Annotated in this window: 26 protein-coding genes; 17 read left to right on the forward strand and 9 right to left on the reverse strand. The window is 47.8% G+C overall.

What is annotated here, in order from left to right; translation table 11 throughout:
* Window positions 1-11: 11 nt before the first annotated feature.
* A complete protein-coding gene (locus tag LEPBO_RS0107640) occupies window positions 12-497 on the reverse strand; it encodes a 2Fe-2S iron-sulfur cluster-binding protein (protein WP_017286958.1) in 486 nt (161 codons plus the stop codon).
* A gap of 6 nt (window positions 498-503) precedes the next feature.
* Window positions 504-1,256 carry a hypothetical protein gene (locus LEPBO_RS39845; protein WP_026148484.1) on the reverse strand — a complete coding sequence of 251 codons (753 nt, stop codon included), beginning with the start codon at window positions 1,254-1,256 and terminating at the stop codon, window positions 504-506.
* Between the two features lie 210 nt (window positions 1,257-1,466).
* Here LEPBO_RS39845 and LEPBO_RS0107650 point away from each other — a divergent pair, with 210 nt between their 5' ends.
* The 4 genes from LEPBO_RS0107650 (at window position 1,467) to uraH (ending at window position 4,747) form a co-directional block, all read left to right on the forward strand.
* The gene (locus LEPBO_RS0107650; protein ID WP_017286960.1) at window positions 1,467-2,489 is read left to right on the forward strand and encodes a LysR family transcriptional regulator; all 1,023 of its coding nucleotides are present in this window, start codon (window positions 1,467-1,469) and stop codon (window positions 2,487-2,489) included.
* 107 nt (window positions 2,490-2,596) lie between these two features.
* Window positions 2,597-3,046, forward strand: coding sequence for a salt stress protein, Slr1339 family (locus LEPBO_RS36415; RefSeq protein WP_017286961.1), 450 nt, complete (start codon window positions 2,597-2,599; stop codon window positions 3,044-3,046).
* Between the two features lie 25 nt (window positions 3,047-3,071).
* Window positions 3,072-4,286 carry a lipid-A-disaccharide synthase-related protein gene (locus LEPBO_RS0107660; protein ID WP_017286962.1) on the forward strand — a complete coding sequence of 405 codons (1,215 nt, stop codon included), beginning with the start codon at window positions 3,072-3,074 and terminating at the stop codon, window positions 4,284-4,286.
* 101 nt (window positions 4,287-4,387) lie between these two features.
* Window positions 4,388-4,747 (forward strand): hydroxyisourate hydrolase, encoded by a 360-nt coding sequence (gene uraH / locus LEPBO_RS0107665; RefSeq protein ID WP_017286963.1) that lies wholly within the window; start codon window positions 4,388-4,390, stop codon window positions 4,745-4,747.
* Here uraH and LEPBO_RS0107670 read toward each other — a convergent pair.
* Window positions 4,744-5,451, reverse strand: a complete 708-nt coding sequence (locus LEPBO_RS0107670) for an SGNH/GDSL hydrolase family protein (RefSeq protein ID WP_017286964.1) — start codon at window positions 5,449-5,451, stop codon at window positions 4,744-4,746. The genes uraH and LEPBO_RS0107670 overlap by 4 nt on opposite strands.
* A 361-nt stretch (window positions 5,452-5,812) precedes the next feature.
* Between LEPBO_RS0107670 and LEPBO_RS0107675 the strand changes: the two genes are divergently transcribed.
* The 5 genes from LEPBO_RS0107675 (at window position 5,813) to LEPBO_RS0107695 (ending at window position 10,067) form a co-directional block, all read left to right on the forward strand.
* Window positions 5,813-7,072, forward strand: coding sequence for a glycoside hydrolase family 10 protein (locus LEPBO_RS0107675; protein WP_239741302.1), 1,260 nt, complete (start codon window positions 5,813-5,815; stop codon window positions 7,070-7,072).
* Window positions 7,073-7,150: 78 nt separating this feature from the next.
* Entirely contained in the window at window positions 7,151-8,068 is a 918-nt protein-coding gene (locus LEPBO_RS0107680) for a bifunctional riboflavin kinase/FAD synthetase (protein ID WP_017286966.1), read from the forward strand.
* A gap of 108 nt (window positions 8,069-8,176) precedes the next feature.
* Window positions 8,177-8,551, forward strand: a complete 375-nt coding sequence (locus tag LEPBO_RS0107685) for a hypothetical protein (RefSeq protein WP_017286967.1) — start codon at window positions 8,177-8,179, stop codon at window positions 8,549-8,551.
* The gene (locus tag LEPBO_RS0107690) at window positions 8,544-8,993 is read left to right on the forward strand and encodes an HNH endonuclease (RefSeq protein ID WP_026148487.1); all 450 of its coding nucleotides are present in this window, start codon (window positions 8,544-8,546) and stop codon (window positions 8,991-8,993) included. The genes LEPBO_RS0107685 and LEPBO_RS0107690 overlap by 8 nt, the downstream gene beginning before the upstream one ends.
* Window positions 8,994-9,032: 39 nt before the next feature.
* On the forward strand, window positions 9,033-10,067 hold the full coding sequence (locus LEPBO_RS0107695; RefSeq protein ID WP_017286969.1) for a molybdopterin-dependent oxidoreductase: 1,035 nt from the start codon (window positions 9,033-9,035) through the stop codon (window positions 10,065-10,067).
* Here LEPBO_RS0107695 and LEPBO_RS0107700 read toward each other — a convergent pair.
* Window positions 10,064-10,843 carry a hypothetical protein gene (locus tag LEPBO_RS0107700; protein ID WP_017286970.1) on the reverse strand — a complete coding sequence of 260 codons (780 nt, stop codon included), beginning with the start codon at window positions 10,841-10,843 and terminating at the stop codon, window positions 10,064-10,066. The genes LEPBO_RS0107695 and LEPBO_RS0107700 overlap by 4 nt on opposite strands.
* Window positions 10,844-10,941: 98 nt before the next feature.
* On the opposite strand from LEPBO_RS0107700, the gene LEPBO_RS0107705 reads away from it, so the two are divergent.
* From LEPBO_RS0107705 to LEPBO_RS42230, 3 genes are read left to right on the forward strand one after another with little or no spacing between them, the layout of a single operon-like run.
* Window positions 10,942-11,697: an HAD family hydrolase gene (locus LEPBO_RS0107705; RefSeq protein ID WP_017286971.1), complete on the forward strand. Its 756-nt coding sequence runs from the start codon at window positions 10,942-10,944 to the stop codon at window positions 11,695-11,697.
* A 29-nt stretch (window positions 11,698-11,726) separates the two neighbouring features.
* On the forward strand, window positions 11,727-12,281 hold the full coding sequence (locus tag LEPBO_RS0107710; RefSeq protein ID WP_017286972.1) for a thioredoxin family protein: 555 nt from the start codon (window positions 11,727-11,729) through the stop codon (window positions 12,279-12,281).
* Between the two features lie 6 nt (window positions 12,282-12,287).
* Complete coding sequence (locus tag LEPBO_RS42230) at window positions 12,288-12,437, forward strand: hypothetical protein (protein ID WP_017286973.1); 150 nt, start codon at window positions 12,288-12,290, stop codon at window positions 12,435-12,437.
* A gap of 178 nt (window positions 12,438-12,615) precedes the next feature.
* Here LEPBO_RS42230 and LEPBO_RS0107720 read toward each other — a convergent pair whose 3' ends face one another.
* Window positions 12,616-13,785, reverse strand: coding sequence for an IS701 family transposase (locus tag LEPBO_RS0107720; RefSeq protein ID WP_036045471.1), 1,170 nt, complete (start codon window positions 13,783-13,785; stop codon window positions 12,616-12,618).
* Here LEPBO_RS0107720 and LEPBO_RS0107725 point away from each other — a divergent pair.
* Window positions 13,764-14,771, forward strand: coding sequence for an ABC transporter permease (locus LEPBO_RS0107725; RefSeq protein WP_144056169.1), 1,008 nt, complete (start codon window positions 13,764-13,766; stop codon window positions 14,769-14,771). The genes LEPBO_RS0107720 and LEPBO_RS0107725 overlap by 22 nt on opposite strands.
* On the opposite strand, the gene LEPBO_RS0107730 is transcribed toward LEPBO_RS0107725, so the two are convergent.
* Window positions 14,768-15,370 carry a hypothetical protein gene (locus LEPBO_RS0107730; protein ID WP_017286976.1) on the reverse strand — a complete coding sequence of 201 codons (603 nt, stop codon included), beginning with the start codon at window positions 15,368-15,370 and terminating at the stop codon, window positions 14,768-14,770. The genes LEPBO_RS0107725 and LEPBO_RS0107730 overlap by 4 nt on opposite strands.
* Before the next feature lie 212 nt (window positions 15,371-15,582).
* Window positions 15,583-17,556 (reverse strand): amylo-alpha-1,6-glucosidase, encoded by a 1,974-nt coding sequence (locus tag LEPBO_RS0107735; protein ID WP_017286977.1) that lies wholly within the window; start codon window positions 17,554-17,556, stop codon window positions 15,583-15,585.
* Window positions 17,557-17,712: 156 nt separating this feature from the next.
* On the opposite strand from LEPBO_RS0107735, the gene LEPBO_RS0107745 reads away from it, so the two are divergent.
* The 4 genes from LEPBO_RS0107745 to LEPBO_RS0107760 all read left to right on the forward strand — a co-directional run bounded on the left by LEPBO_RS0107745 (window position 17,713) and on the right by LEPBO_RS0107760 (window position 20,786).
* Window positions 17,713-18,456 (forward strand): sucrose-phosphate phosphatase, encoded by a 744-nt coding sequence (locus LEPBO_RS0107745; protein ID WP_017286979.1) that lies wholly within the window; start codon window positions 17,713-17,715, stop codon window positions 18,454-18,456.
* A 7-nt stretch (window positions 18,457-18,463) separates the two neighbouring features.
* Window positions 18,464-19,090 (forward strand): Holliday junction branch migration protein RuvA, encoded by a 627-nt coding sequence (gene ruvA / locus LEPBO_RS0107750; RefSeq protein WP_017286980.1) that lies wholly within the window; start codon window positions 18,464-18,466, stop codon window positions 19,088-19,090.
* A 97-nt stretch (window positions 19,091-19,187) separates the two neighbouring features.
* Entirely contained in the window at window positions 19,188-19,565 is a 378-nt protein-coding gene (locus LEPBO_RS0107755) for a hypothetical protein (protein WP_017286981.1), read from the forward strand.
* A gap of 366 nt (window positions 19,566-19,931) precedes the next feature.
* A complete protein-coding gene (locus LEPBO_RS0107760) occupies window positions 19,932-20,786 on the forward strand; it encodes a universal stress protein (RefSeq protein ID WP_017286982.1) in 855 nt (284 codons plus the stop codon).
* Here the strand turns inward: LEPBO_RS0107760 and LEPBO_RS0107765 are convergent.
* Window positions 20,783-22,336 carry a serine/threonine protein kinase gene (locus LEPBO_RS0107765; RefSeq protein ID WP_017286983.1) on the reverse strand — a complete coding sequence of 518 codons (1,554 nt, stop codon included), beginning with the start codon at window positions 22,334-22,336 and terminating at the stop codon, window positions 20,783-20,785. The genes LEPBO_RS0107760 and LEPBO_RS0107765 overlap by 4 nt on opposite strands.
* An 86-nt stretch (window positions 22,337-22,422) precedes the next feature.
* Window positions 22,423-22,881, reverse strand: coding sequence for a hypothetical protein (locus LEPBO_RS0107770; protein WP_071596146.1), 459 nt, complete (start codon window positions 22,879-22,881; stop codon window positions 22,423-22,425).
* Window positions 22,882-22,910: the final 29 nt, after the last annotated feature.

The raw sequence follows: 22,910 nt of genomic DNA on the forward strand, positions 1-22,910 counted from the left end.
GGTTAAGAGACTCACACTTCAGAGGAGTTTGAGAAATAATTCGACATATTGAAGGTGGTCGTATCTTCGATCTTTTTCATCATCGATCGCGTGATTAATTTGCCAGCTTCAACCAAAACTTGCCCGGTCAGAGGATGCAGCAAATCTTGTTCTGCTCTGCGTCCAATCAACGCTTCGATGTCTTTGATCGAATTGATATACATCCCTGGGGGCAGTTCGACGACGACTCCACTGCCGATGACTCTTGCCTGACATGCTAATCGCGAGTTTGTCTTGCACGATGTAATCACTTCTAATGTGCGTTGCTCTCGCCGATTTGTGGGAGTCAAAGCGTCCATGCCTGATTTGACATAGACATGACAGGTCGCACACATGCCGCGACCGCCGCATTCTTTGAGAACATCTAGATCTTTGTTGATTAGAACCGAGAGGAGATTCCCCATTGTTTCGACCGCACTCTCTTGGGCGATCGGTTCGAGGCGGACAGTTTTTACCATGATTTTTTAGGGCAAGAGGAGGGCTTTTTGCAAGTCGGTAAGCGCTTGCTGCTCGACTAAAGCGGCATAACCTCGCACAGCTTGCGAACAACGTTGAATAAAGCGGGCTATCCAACGTCGCAACACTTCGAGGTCTTGAGCAGTTACAGACTGTTCTAGGCTTGAGGGTTCCCCTAAAAAGATGATTTGCCCCGATCGCTCAATCTGAAATTGCTGGAACCATACATCGTCTAGACGGCTTGATTTCCAGTAGTTCGCAATGACGGCGATGCCTAAAAATCGTTGGGTAAACTCACTCAACTCGTTCATGACCTGCATGACATCCTTGAGTTTCGGATGGGCAGGAGACGGAAGCGGCGGAAGATTGCCAGTTTCGACTGTCGGATTCGTCGCGATCTCTAATGTCGAATTGGTTACGATCTCCAATGTCGGATTCGTCGCGATCGCGGAGCGCAGCACCGTAAAAGCAGAAATAAATTGTTCAGAATTTAAAGTATCGTTTTTAATCACTAAGGCAAGCAGATCAGAGTGCAATCGATGGAGTGCAATCTGGTACTCAGCGAAGTGAAACGCGAACCCATCATACTCCGGCGGAATCGTTGCCACGAGTTGCAAGATACTCTGGAGCAAATCAGATTTATTTCCTTCGGCAAAAGCAGGGTGGTGCGTATAAAAAACTGGCTCAGAGTGTCCACTTAGTAGGGCGATCCCCACGATTCCTGGTACATTCAGAAAGTCCCGTATAACTTCCTGGTTCATAAGCTGATCTACTCATCGTTCTGTACAATACTTGCCACATCTATTTTTTAGGGAGATGTAATTTGTGCGATAACGCAACGGACTTCAGGATAAGTTTACAATTTTTTGCATTTCCGGTCTTGCTTCCCAGTTTAGAGTGAACGCACTCACAGTTTGCTAAATTTGATTTCTTACTCGCTTTAAGCTCCCCACAACTTTAGGCTTAGCCGTATGTCTGACCTTCCTTTCACCCTTGATCAATTACGTATCCTAAGAGCGATCGCGTCTGAGGGTAGCTTTAAACGGGCCGCTGATAGTCTGTATGTGTCTCAGCCTGCCGTTAGTTTGCAAGTCCAGAATCTAGAACGGCAGTTGGATGTGCCCTTATTTGATCGGGGTGGGCGACGGGCGCAGTTAACGGAGGCAGGACATCTACTGTTAAATTATGGCGAGAAAATCCTAACGCTGTGTCAGGAAACGTGCCGGGCGATCGAGGATTTGCAAAATCTCCAGGGTGGCACTCTGATTATCGGAGCAAGTCAGACAACGGGAACCTATCTGCTGCCCAGAATGATTGGTCTGTTTCGTCAGCAATATCCAGATGTGGCGGTTCAGTTGCATGTGCATTCTACCCGCAGAACTTCCTGGAGTGTTGCCAATGGTCAAATTGATTTGGCGATTATTGGCGGTGAAATTTCTCCAGAACTTCAAGATTCATTGGAGATTATTCCCTATGCTGAGGATGAACTCGCGCTAATTTTACCTCCCAATCATGCATTGGCAAGGTTAGAGACGATTCAAAAAGATGATTTATATCGATTGCAGTTTATTGCCCTGGATTCGCAATCGACGATTCGGAAAGTCATTGATCAGGTGTTGGGGCGTTGTGGGATTGAGACACGCCGATTAAAGATCGAGATGGAACTCAATTCGATCGAGGCGATTAAGAATGCTGTTCAGTCTGGGCTAGGAGCTTCTTTTGTGTCAATTAGCGCGATCGAGAAAGAATTGCAGATGGGGATGTTGCATCGCGCTAAGATCGATGATGTCGTGGTGAAGCGGACTCTTTCAGTGATTATTAATCCGACTCGCTATCGATCAAAAGCAGCGGATGCGTTCTGTCGAGAGATACTGCCGAAGTTTACAAATCAGCCGATCGAGTTTGAGCGTCCGACTCCAGCTTTTCCAGAAACCCAGAGTTTAAAGGCAATGCTTCAAGCAGCGAGTAATCGAGCGATTTCGGAGTTGGAATAAAGTCTGGCGGCATTGCGATGGGGTTTGTCTCAACAGCTTGTCGATCGCAGGTTTGGGCTGGACTAGAATTTAGTTGAGCTTTGATGAAATTCTGCACCCTCACGACTATGGACGAAATCGATCAGTTGTTGGCAAGTCTCCATCCCTCTCCACCTCCCCCTGCTTCAAGACCCTCTCCACCTGCTGCCAATTTCTCAACTCGATCGATCGAGGATCTTTTGTCTCAGATTGACGTGTCTGAGACTCGAACCGCGCGGTCTGCTGCACCTCCTCAGCAGTTAGTCGAGGAGATCAAAACAGAAAACTTACAACAGCAGGCAGAAGTGGCACGACAGGTCGAGTTAGATCGACAACAAAAACAGCAGCGTCGTGAGCAACTCAAACAGCAACGCCGCGCTGAATTAGCTGCACAAGCTGAACAATGGCTAAAATCTCTTCAGCCAAAATCATCAGAAGGGCGCTGGTTTGAGGAATTTGCTTGTCACTATTCGTCTCGCCTAGAAGCCGCGATCGATTATTTAGAAGCTCTGCAAGACATTACCCCGTCTTCGGATTGAGGATTTTTACTGTTTTGGAGCGACTATGCGTTTATTGTGCTTAAGTAATGGTCACGGGGAAGATACGATCGCCATTCGGATTCTTCAAGCTTTACAACAGAAATCAGATGTGACGATCGAAGCTTTACCGATCGTAGGCGAAGGCCATGCATATCAAAAAGCAGATATTCCAGTGATTGGCACCGTGAAAGTTATGCCATCCGGTGGATTTATTTATATGGATAACAAACAGCTCGTGAGAGACATACAAGGGGGATTAGTAAAATTAACACTTGAACAAATTAAAGCGATTCATACCTGGGCAAAATCAGGCGGGATGATTTTAGCCGTTGGCGATATTGTGCCGATGCTATTTGCCTGGACAAGTGGCTTGCCGTTTGCCTTTGTTGCGACCGCAAAATCTGAGTATTACTTGCGCGATGAGAATGGCTTTATTCCTCGAAAATCCTGGTGGGACGATCGATTAGAACGTTCCACGGGATGTATTTTTCAACCTTGGGATCGTTGGTTAATGAAACGCCCGCAGTGTAAGGCTGTTTTTCCGCGCGATCGCTTAACGGCTCAAGTTCTCAAGCGCTTTCATGTGCCAGCGTTTGATTTAGGCAATCCGATGATGGATGGCTTAGAGTGGTCGGGTGTAAAAGAGTCTGACTGTTTGACGATCGCGTTGATTCCCGGTTCGCGCCCGCCTGAATGTTTTGCCAATTGGGAATTAATGCTGCGCGCGCTCAATGCGATGATGGGCGATTTTCAACGTCCCATGCGATTTTTAAGCGCGATCGCGCCCGGAATCGATCTCGATCACCTGCATCATTTATTGCTGAGTTATCGCTGGACTTCTACAGAATCCAATATTTACGTTAATGGATACGGCGAGAAACAAGCCACACTCCAGTTAATGCCAGGGCGATTTGCAGAATGTATTCAGCGCAGTGAACTTGCGATCGCGATGGCGGGAACGGCGACTGAACAATTTATTGGACTTGGAAAGCCTGCATTCATCATGCCGGGAGAAGGTCCACAATTTACGCCCGCTTTTGCTGAAGCGCAAACTCGATTGCTAGGTGCCTCCGTTACCTTGGTTGAGCAACCCTCACAAATGGGGAATGCAGTGCGATCGCTGTTAGAAAATCCCGATCGCATTCAAATGATCGCCGACAATGGGCATCGACGTATGGGAGAACCGGGTGCAGCGGATCGAATTAGCGATCGTCTCCTCGAAATCTTGAAAACCTGCTAGATTTTGTACACTTCGGCAGTCATCGTTTTAAAGTCCCCAAATTTAGGAATTTGAGGGACTAAAACCGTGAACCCCGACGCGAATCCATCCACATCAAACTCATGGGAAAACTGACTACTCACGTTCTAGATACCGCTCACGGCTGTCCTGCCGCAGATCTCAAGATTGAACTCTGGCAAATTGATTCGCAAACGGATCAGAAAACCTTGATTAAAACAGTTTTGACAAATTCAGATGGACGGACTGATAGCCCAATGTTGAATGAATCAGAGATCAACGTTGGCATCTATGAGCTAGTTTTCGCGATCGGCGAATACTTCGCCTCGAAATTCGCTCATCCTGTAGAGCCTGCATTTCTCGATCGCGTTCCCATCCGTTTCGGAATCGCAGATGCGACTGCCCACTATCATGTTCCACTGCTAGCTTCCCCGTGGTCGTACAGCACCTATCGAGGTAGTTAGCGCGAACTCACAGCCGAATTCAAAAGATCGAGCAAAGCTTGACGATAGATGCGCTTGCCAGAATCATTTAAATGTACGCCATCTAAGGTGAGATCTTCCCGCAGCGCTCGATCGCGAAATAAGGGTTGAATCACGTCTATTCGCACCGTGACATCTTGCTCTGTTCCAACTTGACGAATCAAAGTGTTAATTTCATCGACCCGATCGAGTGTACCTGCCACATTTGGATTTTTACTCGCTTCAACCGTCGAGTAAAATGCAGGCAACAAGGTGATTTCTGATGCTCCTAATCCACGAGTTAACGTCACAATCTGGCGCAAATTATTTTTGAAATCGACATTGTTAATTGAATACATCGCGTCATTTGTGCCGATCGCAACGATCACGTTTTGGCACTGAATATTGCCTGCTTTAAGCTGCTTCAACTGTTCGAGAAGCGACACAGTACTCATGCCGCCCATTGCAAAGTTATAGTTTGATTGACCCAGCGAATTGCCCAATCCAGAAGAAATTGAATCCCCGAAAACGCAACCTGTATAACGCTTTCCCGTACTTGCAGTAATTTGAGAACTGACCTTAGAACGCCACCAGTCTACCGAAGGCAGCTTATCTACTTTCGGAGACGAAACCGCAGGCAAAACACAGGGCGAACTAGCAAGAAGTGTAAACCCAAAGAGTAAGCCAATTTTGAGCACACGCTTCATGCAAAAACACTCCAATCATCAATAATTTCTTTGACTTAGTATGGTAAATAAAAGTTCAGTACTTCGTATCCGTATTGGCACATTTCTCAGTCGCCCCAAGTTAGATTTCCCCAGAACCCTGAATCCCATCAGGACGAATTCTGATATCCAGTCACCATAGAATTGTTCATTCCTCTTGGCAAGCGATCGGGCACTTCCAGAGAGAAAATGCGTCACGTCAGGTTGGGATCTGAAATTTTACAAAGTTTTGAGTTTACAAAGTTTTGATATTGCACGAAATCAGATCCCGATGCCCTTCCTCCATGCTTGTAAACTGTAGAGCTAGTGCATTTTGCCTGTTTTGATGTTGATTGAGTTGCTCATGATTAAGCTTCGATCCTGGTTCCGTCACTGGAGAAAAACGATTCTGATGCCGCTCTTTTTGGCATCTTTTGTCACTGTTGTTTGGGCGAGTACTCCTGCAATCGCTCAGATGCAACGTCCTCTCCTGTTTCCTTCACAACCGACTCCGACCCCGACTGTTCAACCTTCACCCGTCGTTCCACAAATTCCTCGCACCGAGATTCGAGGTGTATGGCTGACGTTCAACGATCTCGATGTCATGAAAGATCGCACGAAAGTGCAGAACGCAGTGGATCAATTGGGACGCTTGAATTTCAATACGATTTATCCGGTGGTGTGGAATTCTGGATATGTGACGTATCCCAGTGCAGTTGCCCAACGCCAGGGCATCCAGCCTTTTGTGTATCGTGGTTCAGATGGACATGACATTCTCGCGGATGTTGTCGATCGCGCCCGTCGTCGAGGCTTGCTCGTCGTTCCCTGGTTTGAGTTCGGATTCATGATTCCGTTCACGTCAGAACTCGCGCTGAATCATCCAGACTGGCTGACTCAGCAGCGCAATGGCGACCAGACTTCCATCAGTGGAGCAGGCGAAGTGGCTTGGCTCAATCCCTTTCATCCTCAGGTGCAGCAGTTCATCACCGATTTAGTCTTAGAAGTGGTGACTCAGTACAACGTGGATGGGATTCAGTTTGATGACAATATGAGCCTGCCGCGTGAGTTTGGCTATGATGCTTACACCCGAGCGCTCTATAAGAGAGAGACAAAAAAAGACGTTCCCAATAATCCAGCGGATCAAGCTTGGATGCGTTGGCGAGCCAACAAAATTACGGCATTCATGGCGCAATTGAAGAAAGCCGTGAGAGACCGCAAACCCAATGCAATTTTCTCAATTTCACCTAACTATTATGACTTTGCCTACAAATTCCATTTGCAGGACTGGCTCGCTTGGGTTCGGCAAGGGATTGCAGATGAATTGATTGTGCAAGTGTACCGTCCGAATTTGCAAAGCTTCATTGAAAAGATTTCACGTCCTGAAATTCAAGAAGCCCAAAAACGAATCTCAACCGGGGTTGGGGTCTTCACAGGGCAAAGAACAAATCCCGTTTCGATTCGCCAAATTCAAGAGCAAACGCGAGCGGCTCAGGAACGAGGGTTAGGCGTTGCCTACTTCTATTACGAGAGCCTTTGGGATATTGCTCCGGAGCCTGCCAGCGATCGCCAAGCGGGATTCCAGGCGCTTTTCCCTGAACCTGCGACTCGACTCGCACAGTGGTAGATCGTGCAGGGGTAGATTTGTCTATTTTTAAGACTGTCTTCCAACTTTTGCGGATCGAAGTGTGTAAAAATGTGAAGCGTGTGGATAACTTCATCGCCGACTACTGCTTTAACTCCGACTGCCGTTGCCCTGGGAAACTTTGACGGTATCCATTTGGGGCATCGACAAGTCATTGCACCTGTGCTGGAAAATGACGGGATCGCCCGGACTACGGTTGTAACTTTTAGTCCACATCCGAAAGAATTTTTCACTGGAGAACCTCGATCGCTGCTCACGCCTCAAGAAGAGAAAGTGTTGCACCTAGAAGCGATCGGGGTTCAACAATTGGTGTTGCTGCCGTTTAACCGTGAACTGGCAAAGCTAACGCCGCAGCAATTTGTCGAAGAAATTTTGGTCAATCAGCTTCAGGCTCGACAGGTGAGTGTAGGGGCTGATTTTTGTTTTGGACATCGACGCACGGGAACGGCGGACGATCTGAAAGCGATCGCGGCAACGTTTGGGATTGGGGTGACGATCGTGCCGTTGTTACTCTTTCAAGGCAAGCGAATTAGTAGTTCAGCAATTCGAGAAGCGCTGTTGTCTGGAGATTTGCAGACCGCGAATCGAATGCTCGGCAGACCTTATCGGCTGATTGGACAGGTCGTAACGGGTCAACAACTGGGTCGCACGATCGGATTTCCAACTGCGAATTTGCAGCTTTTAGGAGATAAGCTTGTGCCTTGCCGGGGCGTGTATGCGGTGAGAGTTTCAGGGGCTGGAGAAACTTCGATTCTGGGTGTGATGAACATTGGCAATCGTCCGACGGTGAATGGTCTCAGTCAAACGATCGAAGTGCATTTGCTCGATTGGTCGGGCGATTTGTATGGAAAGACGCTGATTGTGGAACTTGAGGAGTTTATTCGCCCTGAGCAAAAGTTTGCGTCATTAGAAGAGTTGAAGGCGCAGATTCAAGCAGATTGTGAAACAGCACGATCGACACTCGCAGCAATGAGTTAGCAATCATCACCGCACATCTGCCTATCTCAGGGCTTTAAGGGTATCGGTGACTTCACGATCGCCTTTTAGAATTCAGATATGATGTGAGCAGAGAGCTTGGAAACGTTGATGAGCCTTGATGAACTTTTACATGCAGTTCAAGCATTAGACGAAACCGACTTAGATCAATTGGTTCGTCAAGCTCTCTTGTTGCAAGCACAGCGTAGAGCGAATATTCTATCGTTAGCAGAATCCGAATTACTGCTGCAAATCAATCAAGGAATTCCAGCAACACTCCATCAGCGATATCAAGAATTGGCTGAGAAACGAGATGCCGAAATGCTGAGCAATTTGGAGTACGAAGAATTGTTAGAGTTGAGCGATCGTATTGAAGATCTCACCGTTCAGCGATTGGAAGCGCTTACAAAATTAGCAGCGCTACGTCATGTATCCTTACAGCAGGTCATGGATGAGCTAGGAATTCAGGCTCCTAGCTATGTCTAGGGAATACATATCTATTGGACTGAGACAACTTGTTTTTGAGCGTGCTCAAGGATATTGCGAATATTGCCGTAGTCCTGCACGAGTCGCGTTGGAGACTTTAGCGATCGAGCATATTTTACCTGTGAGCCGAGGGGGTAAAACGGTTGCAGAAAATCTAGCGTTGGCTTGTCAAGGCTGTAATAACTATAAGTACACTAAGACTGAGGCAGTTGATCCAGTTTCTGCACAAGCTGTGCCGCTGTACAATCCTCGCCAGATGAATTGGGTAGAGCATTTTGCGTGGAATGGAGACACAACTCTCATGCTGGGACTGACACCAACGGGTCGAGCCACTGTGAACGCGTTGCGAATCAATCGTACGGGGGTAGTGAATTTACGGCAATTGTTGCGAGATGCAGGACAGCACCCACCTGACGATCCTTCTCCACCTCAACAAGATTGATAGGATAATAAATTTGAGATTTTACCTTGTGAGCTTGCTGTGAATCGTCGAGAACTTCTGAAATTATTAGGTCAAACTTCGGGCGGGCTGATTGCTGCAAGCGTTTTGGGTGGCTGTCAAGCTAAATCGATGGATTTACTATTTTCGCTTGATCCGGCTGAAGCTCTACCAGATCATTTGATCACGCCGCTTGACGAGTTTTATGTGCAGTCTTATGCGCTTCCTTCTCAGGTGAATGTTGAGAAATGGCGGTTGAAGATTGGGGGTGAAGTCAATACTCCTGTGACTTTGAACTTTCAAGATATTCTCAATGCGCCGCAAGAAGAGTTTTACCTGACGATGGAATGTATCGGCAATCCAGCAGGTGGGAATTTAATCGGGAATGCGAAATGGACAGGTACGCCATTGCTGCCCTTTTTGAAGCAGGCAGGTGTGAAAAAAAGCGCGATCGAGTTTGCGATGAAAGGCGCAGATTGGTATGAAACGACTTTACCTGTTGCAGAATTAATGCGTCCTGAAGTGCGATTAGTTCATCAAATGAATGGCACACCTTTAACGGCAGCACATGGCTATCCGGTTCGGATTATCATTCCGGGACATTTTGGGCAGAAGCAACCGAAATGGATCGTCGGAATTGATGCGATCGCCAAAACGAAGACCGGATTTTGGGAGAATCAAGGCTGGTCGAATACTGCCGAAATCCCAACTCATTCATTGATGCGGCAAGTTCACGATTCTAGAGTCTGGAACAAGCAGCATCAAGTCAAACTCACCCGCGATAACTGGGAAAAAGGCGTTTTACTAGCAGGAGTTGCTTTGGATCGATCGACTGCGATCACGTCAATTCAAATCAGTACGGATGACGGTGTAACCTGGCAAGCTGCCGAGCAGAATCGTCCAGAATCGCCGCATGAATGGACATTGTGGCGCTATCTGTGGAAACCAACTCAGGCTGGAAAATATTCGCTATTAGCGCGCGCTAGCTCAGAACGACAGCAGCAAGCGATCGAGGACAAAAATAGTAAAGACGGAAGCTCTGGAATCCTGAAAATTCAAACTACTTTAGACGCCTAGTTTTTACTCGCAATGCGATTTGTTCTGAAGGTGACGTTCGAGCCTTCTTGAGTCTGTTCTAAAACTAGGAGCGGCGTGGGTTTGGCATTTTGATCCCAGCGCATGTTCGCGATTCTGCCTTGAATCGCAGGTTGCCACGTATCATTTTCATGCGTGGGGCTGAGGAAGGTTTCAAAGCAATCAATGATTTGATTGATCGTCACAGAAGTCGGCTGAGTTGGAAGTTTGAGAATTTTGATTTGAATCCGAAACAGGACGCGAGTCGATTGAGCCGATTCGCCAGATTTGTACAAGACATCAAAGATTTCATCGACTTGGCGACCTGTGCTCGCAATTCCAATTTCTCCCTGATTTGCTTGAGTCGGGCGGAGTGCCAATGTAATTTTGTCTTTGACTCTGATTTTGATTTGATTGACGATCGCGAAATGGAAGACCTCTTCTGCCATTCTCATCCGCAGATAGTCGAGGTTAAATTCACGCGAGTGAATCAGATCGGGGTTGCGCTCCATTTTCCCCATCATTTCCACCGCATATTTCAGCTTTTTCTGAATTTCGCGATTTTTAACGATCTCAAACTTCACCTGTTTCTTCAGCTTATTCGCCTGCAGTGTCGAGAAAACCCCTAAAACGATCAGCAGTAAAAACAGCCCGCCGGAGGTCATCATCCAAACATTACCGCCAGCAGGAGAATTCGGACGAGCAGGCTGACTCGATGCAGATTGAGTTTTGACAGGCTTTGCAGCAGTCTGAGCCAAAAGGGGGGACACCATCGACATAAGACGTTTTTACAGGAAGAGGTGGTCGATTCCAGAATGCCCCGATGTCACTGGGAACTTGATAATTTGTACACAAATCAAGTCAGGATTTTTTTGAAATGACACCACTCGATTGTGCTGAAAATTTACACCGAATTCGATTAATTGCAACAGATATGGATGGAACGCTGACCATTCAGGAAAAATTCAGCACGAAACTGTTAGCAGCCTTTGATCGATGCCATCACGCTGGAATTCAAATCCTTGTGGTGACGGGGCGATCGGCAGGTTGGGTGAGCGGCTTAGCGAATTATTTGCCGATCTGGGGTGCGATCGCAGAGAATGGCGGCTTGTTTTATCGCGGTGAAACTCAAGAATTCCTTGTCCCAATTCTCGATGTGAATTTGCATCGTCAGAAATTAGCAGAGATGTTTGCCGAGTTGCAGACTCATTTTCCTAATCTGCAAGAATCGAGTGATAATGCCTTTCGGCGAACAGATTGGACATTTGATGTGGCAGATTTGACGTTAGAAGAACTCGAACGCATCAATCTCCTGTGCCAAACCAAAGGTTGGGGCTTCACATACAGCACGATTCAATGTCACCTGAAACTGGTAGCACAAAGCAAAGCATTGGGATTGAGCCGAATTTTAGAGCATGACTTTACCCACTACGATCGCGAACAGATTGCCACGATCGGCGACAGTCCCAACGACGAAAGTTTATTTGATGCAAGCCAGTTTCCCATCTCGATTGGAGTTGCGAATCTGAAGCGTTATCAGAATCAACTTCAGCATTTGCCGACTTATGTAACGATCGCAGAAGAAGGCAATGGATTTTGCGAATTCGTCGATGCTGTCTTAAAGGGTCGGTAAACTATAGAAAATTGCTGATATCAGAAATCATGGAATCCTCAACCCCAAATCGTATCCGAAACTTTCTTATTGCCATCGTTGCAATCACTCTTTCGGTTGCCGTCGCACTTGGGCTGAAAACTCAAACTACAGGCGTTTCGCTGAATGCGATGTCTGCTGAGGCAGTTCCGCTGGAAGTGGCACTCACCAATGGCAACCCAACGCTGATGGAGTTTTACGCCAATTGGTGTACAAGCTGTCAGGCAATGGCTCCCGAACTCAAATCGTTAAAAGATAGCTACGGCGATCGCATTAATTTCGTCATGCTGAATGTGGATAACGAGAAATGGTTGCCAGAGATTTTGTCGTATCGCGTCGATGGTATTCCGCATTTCGTCTATCTGAATGACAAAGGAACCGCGATCGCGCAAGCAATTGGGGAACAACCACGCACCATTATTGAAGAAAATCTGGTAGCGTTATCTTCTGGTTCAGATTTACCTCACGCTCAGAGTATTGGACAAACTTCGGCGTTCTCATCGCCCGTTGGAACCAAGCCAAGCGATCCGCGAGGTCATGGCAGCCAGGTTGTTGAAAAATCATAGAAAGCTATGTCTCGATCGAGTGCGTTACGCTACTACGTTTTATCTCGTCTATTGATGGCTCCGCTGATGCTCTGGCTGATTACGACGATCGTATTTCTGCTGCTGAGAGCCACGCCTGGGGATACAGTTGATGCCATGCTAGTACTACAGTTGTAGATCTATCGTGATAAGTCTTGGGAATATATAGCCTGACGGCGTTTGTAGTGATGGAACTGTGCCACTGTTTGATGCTGTTGCCGCCACATCGACCAATGCAATCGAAACAACATCGACTGTTTGAGTTCCCAACCTAAATGCCAGATCAAGCGGCGAATCTCAGCAATTGAGTTTGGAATTACAGACCACGCTTGCGCTTGAATGCGGAGAACTGACGCGATAGATGCCCCCCTTTTTCTAATTCAGATGCATGTGAGCGGACTATCGTCAAAAACGCATGAGCGAGGCAAGATAAGGTGATATGACGATACCAGCCTTGCCAAGTTCTGACCTCATACTGGTCGAAGCCGACTTCCCCTTTGGCAGTTTGAAAGCACATTTCGATTGTCCAGCGCGTGCCTGCGATCTTGACGACGGCTTCGAGGGGAGTTTCCGTCGGAACAAATGCTAAGAAGTAGGCAACTTCATTGGGTTGGTCAACAGAACGGCGTGCCACCACCCAACGCTGCCAGTTTGGTCGCTCAGGATGCGGGATAGCAATCGCTGTCCAATCGAACCAGCGTTGTCCTTTTGCACCGCTGCCTGCACTCAGGCGTGACCAATCACTGGAGTCAAGTTCAGCAATAACTTGGTCAATCCGCTGTTTTTCCCACTTGAAACTGACCGAGTGATCACACGCGACCTCCAGCACATAGCGCACCTGATGTTGTTCCAACAAATCGCGCAAGTGGTAGTCACTGCCATACACACTATCCCCTGTCACCCAGCCCACGGGCACTTGTGCTTCAAACGTTCGCTCCAGCATCATACGTGCCAGTTTTGGCTTGGTAGCAAACTTGCGCTCCACGGGGATATGCGCCGCTCGACAACGTGCCGCGTCGTCTGTCCAACTTTTCGGCAAGTACAATTCTCGGTCAAGAAATGTATGTCCTTGACGAGTTGCATAGACTAGGAACACGCCAATCTGACAGTTCTCGACTCGTCCTGCGGTTCCAGAGTACTGCCGCTGTACCCCAACGGAATGCTTGCCTTTTTTGAGAAATCCGGTTTCATCAATCACAAGCACAGCTTCACGATCTCCCATCTGTTCCACCACATAGCTGCGAACATCATCCCGCAACTCATCTGCACTCCATTTTGACCGATTCAACAGATGTTGGATGCCATAAGGTGTCTCATCGCCACATTGCTCTGACAACTGCCAACCGTTCTTGCGCTCAATTGGACTCAGCAACCCTTGAACGTACTCCTGCATCCGTTGTCTGGCTTCGACTCGTCCGAACTGATACCCGACTCGCGCAATCAGTGCATCGAATTCACGCAGCCATGTCTGCACCTCAGTCCTCATTTGTAGCAATGCACCTGGATGACTCAGCATCGACCACCAGCCCCAAAATGTTCACGACATTTCTAGGGTTCCCAATATCTACAACTGTAGTACTAGGCACTCGGGCATCGCAAGCCGCAAAAGACGAGTTGCGGGCGCAGCTTGGATTGAACAAATCTTTGCTATTTCAATACTTTGATTATATTGGAGCGCTCTTGCGCTTCGATTTGGGTAAGTCTTTGACGACTCAAGGACAATCGGTTTGGGAAATTATTGGCAAGTTCTTTCCGGCAACGGTTGAACTAACAATCGTCGGTTTAGCGATCGCGCTCGTTGTCGGCATAACCGTCGGCGCGATCTCTGCCTCACGTCCGAATAGTTCACTCGATGCGACGGGTCGGCTGTTTGGCATTATTACGTACTCCATTCCGATGTTTTGGTTTGGAATGGTCTTGCAGCTAATTTTTTCAGTCGGTTTGGGATGGTTTCCATTGGGGACTCGATTCCCAGTGACGATCAGCCCGCCGCCGAATGTCACGGGTTTATATACGATTGATAGTTTGCTGAGTGGAAATTTCGAGCAATTTGCGATCGCGATTTACTATCTCGCCTTACCTTCGATCACCTTAGGGGTGCTGATTAGTGGGATTTTTGAGCGAATTGTGCGCGTCAATCTTAGGCAGACTTTGCAAGCCGAATATGTCGAAGCGGCACGCGCAAGAGGAATCCCAGAATCGAAAATCCTGATCAATCACGCCTTGAAAAACGCAATGATTCCAGTGATTACAATTCTGGGGCTGACGCTGGCTGCGTTGTTAGGAGGAGCAATTCTCACCGAAGTGACATTCTCTTGGCCGGGACTTGCAAATCGCTTGTACCGAGCCATTAATCAAAGAGACTATCCCACGGTGCAAGGCATTGTCGTTTTCTTTGCGGCAATTGTGTCGATCGCGAGTATTGCGATCGACATTATCAATGCTTATATTGATCCACGAATCCGCTACTAGCGAGGCAGACAAGCAACCGGAATCGGGTTAGACGAGGTGCGAATCGCAGTTTCATTCAAATTCCGCGACGCGATCAAGTTCTGACCTTCTCGGTAAGCTTCGAGATTCATCATAGCTTCGTGCCCTGAAGTTCCAGCAGGACCATTGTTGCGGAATGCGATCGCAGCACTGCGGTTGTTTGCATCAAACTGACGGTGCTGAGGCGAGCCTGCGGCTTGCAGAACTGTATTATATTGAGTCGAACTAATCGTTTCTGCATTCATCGACTGCTCCATGTTCGTCGAACTTGGAGATTGATTCACACTCGAAGGCGAAGGGGGAACTGCACCATTTCCGAGTGGAACTGAGGTATTTCCTTGAATGCCGCTTGATGCCGTATCGTAGCTCGAAGGAGAGGTTTGATTAGAAGCGCCAGAAGACGAGGTTTGATTGGAATAATTGGAGGAAGATTGAGTATCCACTGGACCTCCAACTCCACCATTAATATAAGCTGAACACTCCGCAGCAGTAGGAGCAGATTGTGCGAGAACAGGGAGTGCCATTAATGCGGCTGTACCTGTTGCACTGAGAGTTGCCAAGGTGCGTTGTAAAAGATTCATTTTTCTCCTCGAAGGTCGTTAGATGTGAATTTTTTGTAATGATAGATACGCTATTACTGTAGAAATTCAATCTGCGATCGCCCTCTGTCTTCTGGCATTGATGCTAATCTGCCAAGAGTTAGAAACGGTACCAACAAATCTAATCCAACTTTAATTGTGAGAATTGAGAGCCTGAATTACAGCCTCGCTCATGCATTCTGTCGATCGATGATTTAGCTCTTGGCTAAAGTAATCCAAGCTCGTAAGACTTCTGCAACCGTCCAGGCTTGAGCGAAACACCCCTGTGGCATCATCGGTGCGTCTCCATCGAAAATTTCGCTGAGGCTGCCTAAGCCTTGATTCCGCAGATGGTTTGCCATCGGTTCGAGAAATTCTCGGGCTTTGACCGGATCACCATACACTCGATGATGCGCGATCGCAAACGATCCAATCAACCAGCCCCAGACTGTGCCCTGATGGTAAGCTCCATCTCGTTGAACTGAGTCACCGCTGTACCGTCCTCGATAGTTCATATCGCGTGGATCAAGCGATCGTAATCCGTAAGATGTGAGCAGCGATCGCGAACAAGCATCGACCACGCCTTTCTGCTGATTCACATTCAATGGACTTTCCGGCAGAGAAACCGTAAAAATCTGATTCGGGCGCAGTGAGGCATCGTTGCCCTCAGGTGAATCGAGAACATCGTAGCAGTAGCCTGCTTCTGCATTCCAAAAGCGTTCAAAGCGGGCAAGCACTCGTTCTGCCATCGCGTCATATTCTCGGTAAGGTTTCCCGAGTTGCCGAGCGAATTTTGCCATAATTCGCAGCGCATTGTACCAAAGAGCATTGACCTCGATCGGTTTACCAATCCGAGGCGTAACCACCCAATCTCCAACTTTGGCATCCATCCAGGTCAATTGAGTTCCAGCTTCTCCGGCATACAGCAAGCCATCGGCTGAATCTAAGTGAATGTTGTACCGAGTCCCACGACAATGCCAATCGATAATTTCAGACAGCATGGGAAATAAATTATCGATTACATCATGATCTTCGGTTGCATTGTAGTAATCAAAAATCGCGATGAAGTACCATAACGTTGCATCGACAGTATTGTATTCAGGAATTTCTCCAGCATCAGGGAAACGATTCGGAAGCATCCCTCGATCGAGATATTGCGCGAACGTGTAGAGAATCGATCGGGCAATTTCTACTCGTCCGGTTGCTAGCGTTAAGCCCGAAAGACTAATCATCGTATCGCGTCCCCAGTCTCCAAACCAGGGATATCCCGCAATGATGGTTTTCCCATTCGGAGCACGATTCACAATGAACTGATCTGCCGCAAGTACCAGTTGGCGCACCCAAATTGGAGAGGTTTCGACTTGTTTGACGCGATCGAGTCGCCAGCAGTCAAATAGTCTTTGTTCATGATTATGCTGGGCGCGTAGGGCAGTTTCGCCATCAAGATTCGGATTCGCTTCTGTACTCGTAATGAAGGTGAGCGACTGACCAGGATAGAGCGTGGTTTGAAATGTTGCAGCATGCAGATGATCTTCTCGATCGCTGAGTCCTCGCGATCGCTCAACGGCTAAATCGAATCCGTAGTACCAATCATGAAAGGCTGTGACGCTCGCACCTCGGCAGATTAAAAAGAAAGGCGTTGCATCAGGATAGGCAGAGAGCTTCAAACCATGCTCAATTTCCTCTATTTCCATTTGCCAACCATTTCCATTGGTATTACCGTGATAATCCCGATAATTTACAAATGTCTTGAACGTCAGTGTTAACGGCTGTGTTGCACGATGTAATTGATAGTGAACATAGGTTGTGTTTTCACCTTGCTGCATCCAGATGCGTTTTTCGAGGATGGCATCGCCACAAGCGTATCGCCAAACCGGAACCGTTCCTTCGAGAAAAAAGCGCTCAAGATGTCGGTATCCGTGCGGGCCAACAATTCCATCTGACCAACGATTTGTGCTGAGCGGGTAAACATCTTCACCGTATCGAACGGACTCATCCAGCTTTGTCACCAGCAGTGTGCGATCGAGGGGAGGCTTGAGTGCTGCAATCAGGAGTCCGTGATAGCGGCGGGTGAGAACCCCTGCGATCGTGCCGGATGCAAATCCACCAATTCCGTTTGTGACCAACCATTCTCGTGTTTCCGCAGACGGCAGAACCCCGCAAATTTCCCGCCCAAAATCAATGACCATAAAAATAATCTAGCCAGCCTAATGATTCTAGGAGACGGTCGCAAAGAAGGAGCAGTTTCGCTACAAGAAATTCGGATTTCAAAGCTCAATCTTGGGAATCAAGATATTTTTGCAGTTGAGATCTAAACTCGTACAGTGGCAGTTATGAGGTGAAATGTGTCGCCGTTTTTATTTGTGACTGATTTGGATCATACGTTGGTGGGCGATGACTTCGCTCACGAAGCCTTGAATGAGTGGTTGCTAGAAGCGCGATCGCACGGCAGCAAAATTGTGTATTCGACCGGGCGATCGCTAGCGCTGTACCGAGAGTTAGCAGCCGAAGCTCCTCTGTTTGAACCCGATTTGCTGATTGCCGCCGTTGGTACTGCGATCTATACAGATTTAGCAGGAGAGCCGGATGCAACTTGGTCAGAAAAGCTCAAAATCGGGTGGAACGTTGAGCAGGTTAGGTCAACTACAGCGCATTTCGCTGATCTTGTCCTGCAACCGGATACCGAGCAAAGCGAATTTAAGGTTAGCTTTTTCTTGACGGAAGAAGCTGCGATCGAGGTTTTACCGCAACTTGAGCTACTGCTGACTCAACAGGGTTTAGACGTGCAATTGATTTACAGTAGCGGCAGAGACTTAGACATATTGCCCCGTCATGCGAATAAGGGATCGGCTTTGACCTTTGTGCGGCAGACCTTAAATTTTGCACCTGAAGCAACGATCGTGTGTGGCGATTCGGGGAATGATATTGCTTTATTTGCGGTCGGAGAAGAACGCGGCATCATTGTCGGCAATGCTCAAGCAGAACTGCTCGCTTGGCATCGAGATCATCCGATTCCGCATCATTATCTGGCTCAATCTCATTGTGCTGCTGGCATCTTAGAAGGGCTAAAATACTTCGGCTTTCAGTAAAAATTCTATGATTGGCTATCTTAAAGGTACGATCGCTGCAATTCAAAAAACCAACACTAATCGCGTCACCTTGACGTTAGAGGTGAATCAAATCGGGTATGACATTCAAGTTGTACCGCGATTGATTCAATCTCTACCAGGTCAAGGTGAAGAGGCGCAGATTTTTACGCATTTGAATGTGCGAGAAGATCAGGTGACGTTGTTTGGGTTTGGCTCAGCAGCAGAGCGGGATCTATTTCGGCAATTGGTGAGCGTCAGCGGGATTGGACCCCAGTTAGCTGTTGCGTTGCTCGATACTCTGGGATTGCAGGACTTGGTGCAAGCGATCGTGTCGGGCAATACGCGCTTGCTTTCTCGAACGCCAGGAGTGGGAGCGAAAACAGCCGAGCGGATTGCGTTGGAGCTAAAAACGAAGCTATCCGAATGGCGACAACAATCGGGAATTGTCGTGACTCCGGGTGCAGGACCTGCGGCGAATATTCTCGAAGATGTAGAAATGACGCTACTCGCGCTCGGCTATACCGATCAAGAAATTTCACAGGCGTTGCAAGCAGTTGGGCAGAATACAGCCTTGTCGAAATCAGCAGATACCGAAGCTTGGATTCGACAAGCGATCGCTTGGTTGAGTCAATGATTACATCCTGAGATATTCCAAGCTCTATCGGTCGAGCGATTTGAGCCACAGCGCAAACCAGGTACAACAAGATGAAATTACATATGGAGTGTATCCTATGAAACTAAACTATGTTGTGAAAGCGTTGATGAGTTTTGCTTTGGCTGCGGTGATGATTTTTGCAAGTCCTGCGTTCTCGATCGCGGCTCCGATGAATGCAGAGAATACCGTTCACTCGAAAGTGAGTGAAGATACGGCAAATACCAAAAACTTTGTGCGTGGAGCACGTGAGACCGTCAAAGATGCAGCGAGAAGCAATGCATCGAAGGTTTCTGATGCCACCGATGGCGGCTTCTTTGCGAAGAAAGCTCGAAAAGATGCAGCTCGGATCGAGAAGCGTGCAAACGAGGATGCATCTCGGACTCAGAAAGCGATCGATAACACCAAACAGGCTGTTGATAAGGCAGTGAGTGGCGTTAAAAACGCGCTTGACTAAGCCGGACAGGACGACGATCGGATAGCAATATTCGCTCATCGCAGTCGTTCGGTTCAGTTCGCTAAATCCCCTTATTTAGCGAGCTTTGAAGATACAGAATCCCCTCAATCTTGTAAACACAGATCTGAGGGGATTTTGCATATTATCGTTTGCAACATGCGATCTTGACTTCTCAAAGTGCTCCACCCTCAAGAATTGCAAGACCATTCCAAGCCATCCTAATTCAAACGAATTCACATCATTCTGTGAAGTGGAGAGATGTCGCACTCAGTAGGAACAGGCAAGACACAACAGAAATCATCGAAACCTTGTCGGATTGCGTCCAATGTTGCACAGTAAAAGCAACACCGCGATCGTTCACTCCCTATGTTTCACCGAATTCTCATTTGCACAGATTTGACAGACGGTCTTCAGCGCCTCGTGCGGTTCGTACCGCAGCTTGCACAGGGCGGAATACAACAAATTACCTTTCTGCACAGTGTGCCTATTGCGGCAGATCCGGGTATGCCAAAACCGGATGCAGCAAAAATTGAACGCGCACAGGCTCAACTTGCTCCTGCACTGGAGCACAATCTAACCGGGATTGACGTTCAAGTCGAAGTCGAAAGCGGGAAACCGATTGAGGTGATGCTGCGCGCAGTCAAAAAGCATCAATCAGATGTCATTTTGATGGGGACTCAAAGCCGCAATCTGCTCACAGAAAAGCTATTTGGCAGTACCACGGTAGAATTAGCTCAGCGATCTCCCATTCCCATCCTGGCAATTCGTCCGCAGTTGATCTCAGCCATGACTTCCGAAGAATTGAGCTTACGCTGTCAGCATCTGTTTCGAGAATTGCTCGTTCCATACGATGACAGCGATGCGTCCAAACATACGATCGCTGAAATTGCCAAACGCGCCAATGCTTCTCCTGCTTGTATGATTTGTCGCGTCCTTGAAAGTGGACACTATGAACTTTCAGCCGCAGAAGAACAGCAGATCTTGACTGAAACCTTAGAGCCTGCGAAAGCACAACTACAAGCAGCAGGACTACAAGCTGAAATTGAACTTCGTAAAGGGAATGCGCTGACTCAAATTCTACAAGCAGCCCAAGAAAACGATATTAGCGCGATCGCCTTGTCTTCTAATTTGAGCGATCATGCATTTGGCGCAATCCCAAGCTTTGCGGCTGAACTCCTGCGTCAAAGTATGCATCCAATCTTATTGTTTCCTGCTCCTTAAGGCAGCAGCGTTTTAATCTGCGAATCTCGGTTGGCTAACTCTGCAATGATTTTTGGCTTTGCTTTCTCAAATTCGGTTTTGAGCAACTCTTTACTCGTAGCAGCATTGCCAACCGATGCCCAAGTTTGACTCGCGAGCATCCATTCGAGCAACTGCGATCGCTGCATTGGTGTTGTCTGTAACGGCATCACGTAAGCGCAGTGATGAGGATCTTCGATCGCAAAAAATAAGATGTAGTAGCTTTCTTTCTCGATCAGTAATCGCGTCAGTTTTTGCCCTTGCTCGGTCTTCAAATCCAGAAAACACTTGAGCCAGCGAGGATTGCCATCTTTATGCTGGAGTTGATTGTATAGCGCAGTGACCCACATGATGACTGGATGCGGGGATTGAATACACAAGAAGGTTTTGAAAAACTGATTGTAGAGCTTCCCAATTTGAATGTTCTCAATTTCTTGCTGCGATAACATCACCCAAAGCGTTGCAGAAGTCTCACGCTTGGTTTCGAGAATATGGGGAAAGACAATTTGCGCGATCGGTTTATTTTTAGGCCAAGTCGTTAACTGACAGGCTTCATCTGGCGAAAGACCGTTCGGATCTCTCGGCGGTGTCACAACAGGTCGCCGGAGTAGCGCTTCCCCGATGCGATGACTAATTTGACGAGTCGCATTGTAGCGTTGTTCTAACGGCTCCAACGCTTTGAGAATATCTTCGATCGTGTCAGGACGGTCTTGTGGTAATTTTGCCAGACAACTCATCACCAAAGACTCCAATATCTTTGGCACTTTCGCTGAAGGACTGATCGCTTCAAAAGGCTCTGGAGCTTGAAAATGATGCGTTTTATACCAACCGCCAAAAGAATGCGTATCTGCTTTGAGCGGCATTTTCCCAGTCAGCATCTCGTAGAGCAGCACACCCAAACTATAAATGTCCGATCGTGCATCCAGTTCGCGCCCTTCCATTTGCTCCGGGGAGGAATATGCCAACGTGCCCATATAAGAACTCGTTTGGCTAGCATCACTTTGCAACAGCTTCGAGATGCCAAAGTCTAAGATCTTAACGAGTTCCCCAAATCCTGGATCTTGAATGACGAGAATATTACTGGGCTTAATGTCACGGTGGATAATCGGATACGTCGTGCCCTCGATCGTGATTCCTTGATGGGCGCATTGCAGCCCTGCGCAGATTTGGCGCGCTAGGCTTAAAAATCGCGGCAATGGTAAATTCTGCACCCCAATCACATCGCTCAGACTATTGCCTTCTAGATATTCCATCACATAGTAAGGCACTTCTTGATCGTCCACGCCATAGTCCATGACTCGAACAATGTGCATACTTTTTGTACTTAACAAGGCACAGGTTCGAGCTTCGCTGCGGAAGCGATCGCGCATTTTGCGAGTCAGTAACGTCTGTGAAAGAAACTTCACAGCAACAATGACCCCGCCGAGCAGGACATCTTCTGCTTTGTATACTTGCCCCATCGCACCACGACCGATCAGTTGGATCAGTTGGTAGCGATTTGAGAGCAGTTGTCCAATTCTAGGGTCAGCCATGCAGGGAAGGGGAATCGATGAACAAGATGCTTTCAGTATGGACAGCTTCGATTTTGTAATAACTTTATGAAGCTACAATCTTGTACTTAAGTATTTTGTTCTGCCTGCCGCTCTAAGGTCGCTTCCATGGTGCTGTTCAGGTGATGTCCGGTGAGTGTCGTGCTTGAGAAATAATAGCGATCGTCGTTCAATCGATACAGAGTTTCAAAACTACTGCGGCGCTGTTGGCGATCGCTTAACACCCAATGCCGTTGCACAAGCGACTCCGGTGCAACCAAGCCTTCGCCTTCAACCCGTCCGAGTTGGCTATGCTGAAGCACGAATGTATAACGGCGATCGCCTGCACTCAAGCGTCCTCGATATTGCAACGTCACTTCATCACGATCGTGATAGGGGAAGGTGAGCTTCGTAATCATTGTGAACCAATCATCGCGGCTCCAGGCGATGAGAATTCTGCCTTTGACCGCGATCGGAAGTTCTTCGCGCTCCAGCCAGTTGCCTTGAAGCGTCCAACGTCCGGGTTGCATTAAAAACGTGTGGTTCACGGTAAGTTTTAGATCGGTGGCTCCACATG

Origin of the sequence: Leptolyngbya boryana PCC 6306 (genome assembly GCF_000353285.1) — a bacterium.
Lineage (GTDB): Bacteria > Cyanobacteriota > Cyanobacteriia > Leptolyngbyales > Leptolyngbyaceae > Leptolyngbya > Leptolyngbya boryana.

Bases quoted from the DNA above. Each gene is read 5' to 3' on its own strand.
- LEPBO_RS0107670 (WP_017286964.1), bottom strand. From the start codon at position 5,451: ATGAAGCGTGTGCTCAAAATTGGCTTACTCTTTGGGTTTACACTTCTT.
- LEPBO_RS0107730 (WP_017286976.1), bottom strand. From the start codon at position 15,370: ATGAATCTTTTACAACGCACCTTGGCAACTCTCAGTGCAACAGGTACA.
- LEPBO_RS39845 (WP_026148484.1), bottom strand. From the start codon at position 1,256: ATGAACCAGGAAGTTATACGGGACTTTCTGAATGTACCAGGAATCGTG.
- LEPBO_RS0107640 (WP_017286958.1), bottom strand. From the start codon at position 497: ATGGTAAAAACTGTCCGCCTCGAACCGATCGCCCAAGAGAGTGCGGTC.
- LEPBO_RS36415 (WP_017286961.1), top strand. From the start codon at position 2,597: ATGGACGAAATCGATCAGTTGTTGGCAAGTCTCCATCCCTCTCCACCT.
- LEPBO_RS0107675 (WP_239741302.1), top strand. From the start codon at position 5,813: ATGATTAAGCTTCGATCCTGGTTCCGTCACTGGAGAAAAACGATTCTG.
- LEPBO_RS0107685 (WP_017286967.1), top strand. From the start codon at position 8,177: ATGAGCCTTGATGAACTTTTACATGCAGTTCAAGCATTAGACGAAACC.
- LEPBO_RS0107690 (WP_026148487.1), top strand. From the start codon at position 8,544: ATGTCTAGGGAATACATATCTATTGGACTGAGACAACTTGTTTTTGAG.
- uraH (WP_017286963.1), top strand. From the start codon at position 4,388: ATGGGAAAACTGACTACTCACGTTCTAGATACCGCTCACGGCTGTCCT.
- LEPBO_RS0107735 (WP_017286977.1), bottom strand. From the start codon at position 17,556: ATGGTCATTGATTTTGGGCGGGAAATTTGCGGGGTTCTGCCGTCTGCG.
- LEPBO_RS0107650 (WP_017286960.1), top strand. From the start codon at position 1,467: ATGTCTGACCTTCCTTTCACCCTTGATCAATTACGTATCCTAAGAGCG.
- LEPBO_RS0107705 (WP_017286971.1), top strand. From the start codon at position 10,942: ATGACACCACTCGATTGTGCTGAAAATTTACACCGAATTCGATTAATT.
- ruvA (WP_017286980.1), top strand. From the start codon at position 18,464: ATGATTGGCTATCTTAAAGGTACGATCGCTGCAATTCAAAAAACCAAC.
- LEPBO_RS0107720 (WP_036045471.1), bottom strand. From the start codon at position 13,785: ATGAGGACTGAGGTGCAGACATGGCTGCGTGAATTCGATGCACTGATT.
- LEPBO_RS0107725 (WP_144056169.1), top strand. From the start codon at position 13,764: ATGTCTGCACCTCAGTCCTCATTTGTAGCAATGCACCTGGATGACTCA.
- LEPBO_RS0107755 (WP_017286981.1), top strand. From the start codon at position 19,188: ATGAAACTAAACTATGTTGTGAAAGCGTTGATGAGTTTTGCTTTGGCT.
- LEPBO_RS0107710 (WP_017286972.1), top strand. From the start codon at position 11,727: ATGGAATCCTCAACCCCAAATCGTATCCGAAACTTTCTTATTGCCATC.
- LEPBO_RS0107700 (WP_017286970.1), bottom strand. From the start codon at position 10,843: ATGTCGATGGTGTCCCCCCTTTTGGCTCAGACTGCTGCAAAGCCTGTC.
- LEPBO_RS42230 (WP_017286973.1), top strand. From the start codon at position 12,288: ATGTCTCGATCGAGTGCGTTACGCTACTACGTTTTATCTCGTCTATTG.
- LEPBO_RS0107660 (WP_017286962.1), top strand. From the start codon at position 3,072: ATGCGTTTATTGTGCTTAAGTAATGGTCACGGGGAAGATACGATCGCC.
- LEPBO_RS0107760 (WP_017286982.1), top strand. From the start codon at position 19,932: ATGTTTCACCGAATTCTCATTTGCACAGATTTGACAGACGGTCTTCAG.
- LEPBO_RS0107765 (WP_017286983.1), bottom strand. From the start codon at position 22,336: ATGGCTGACCCTAGAATTGGACAACTGCTCTCAAATCGCTACCAACTG.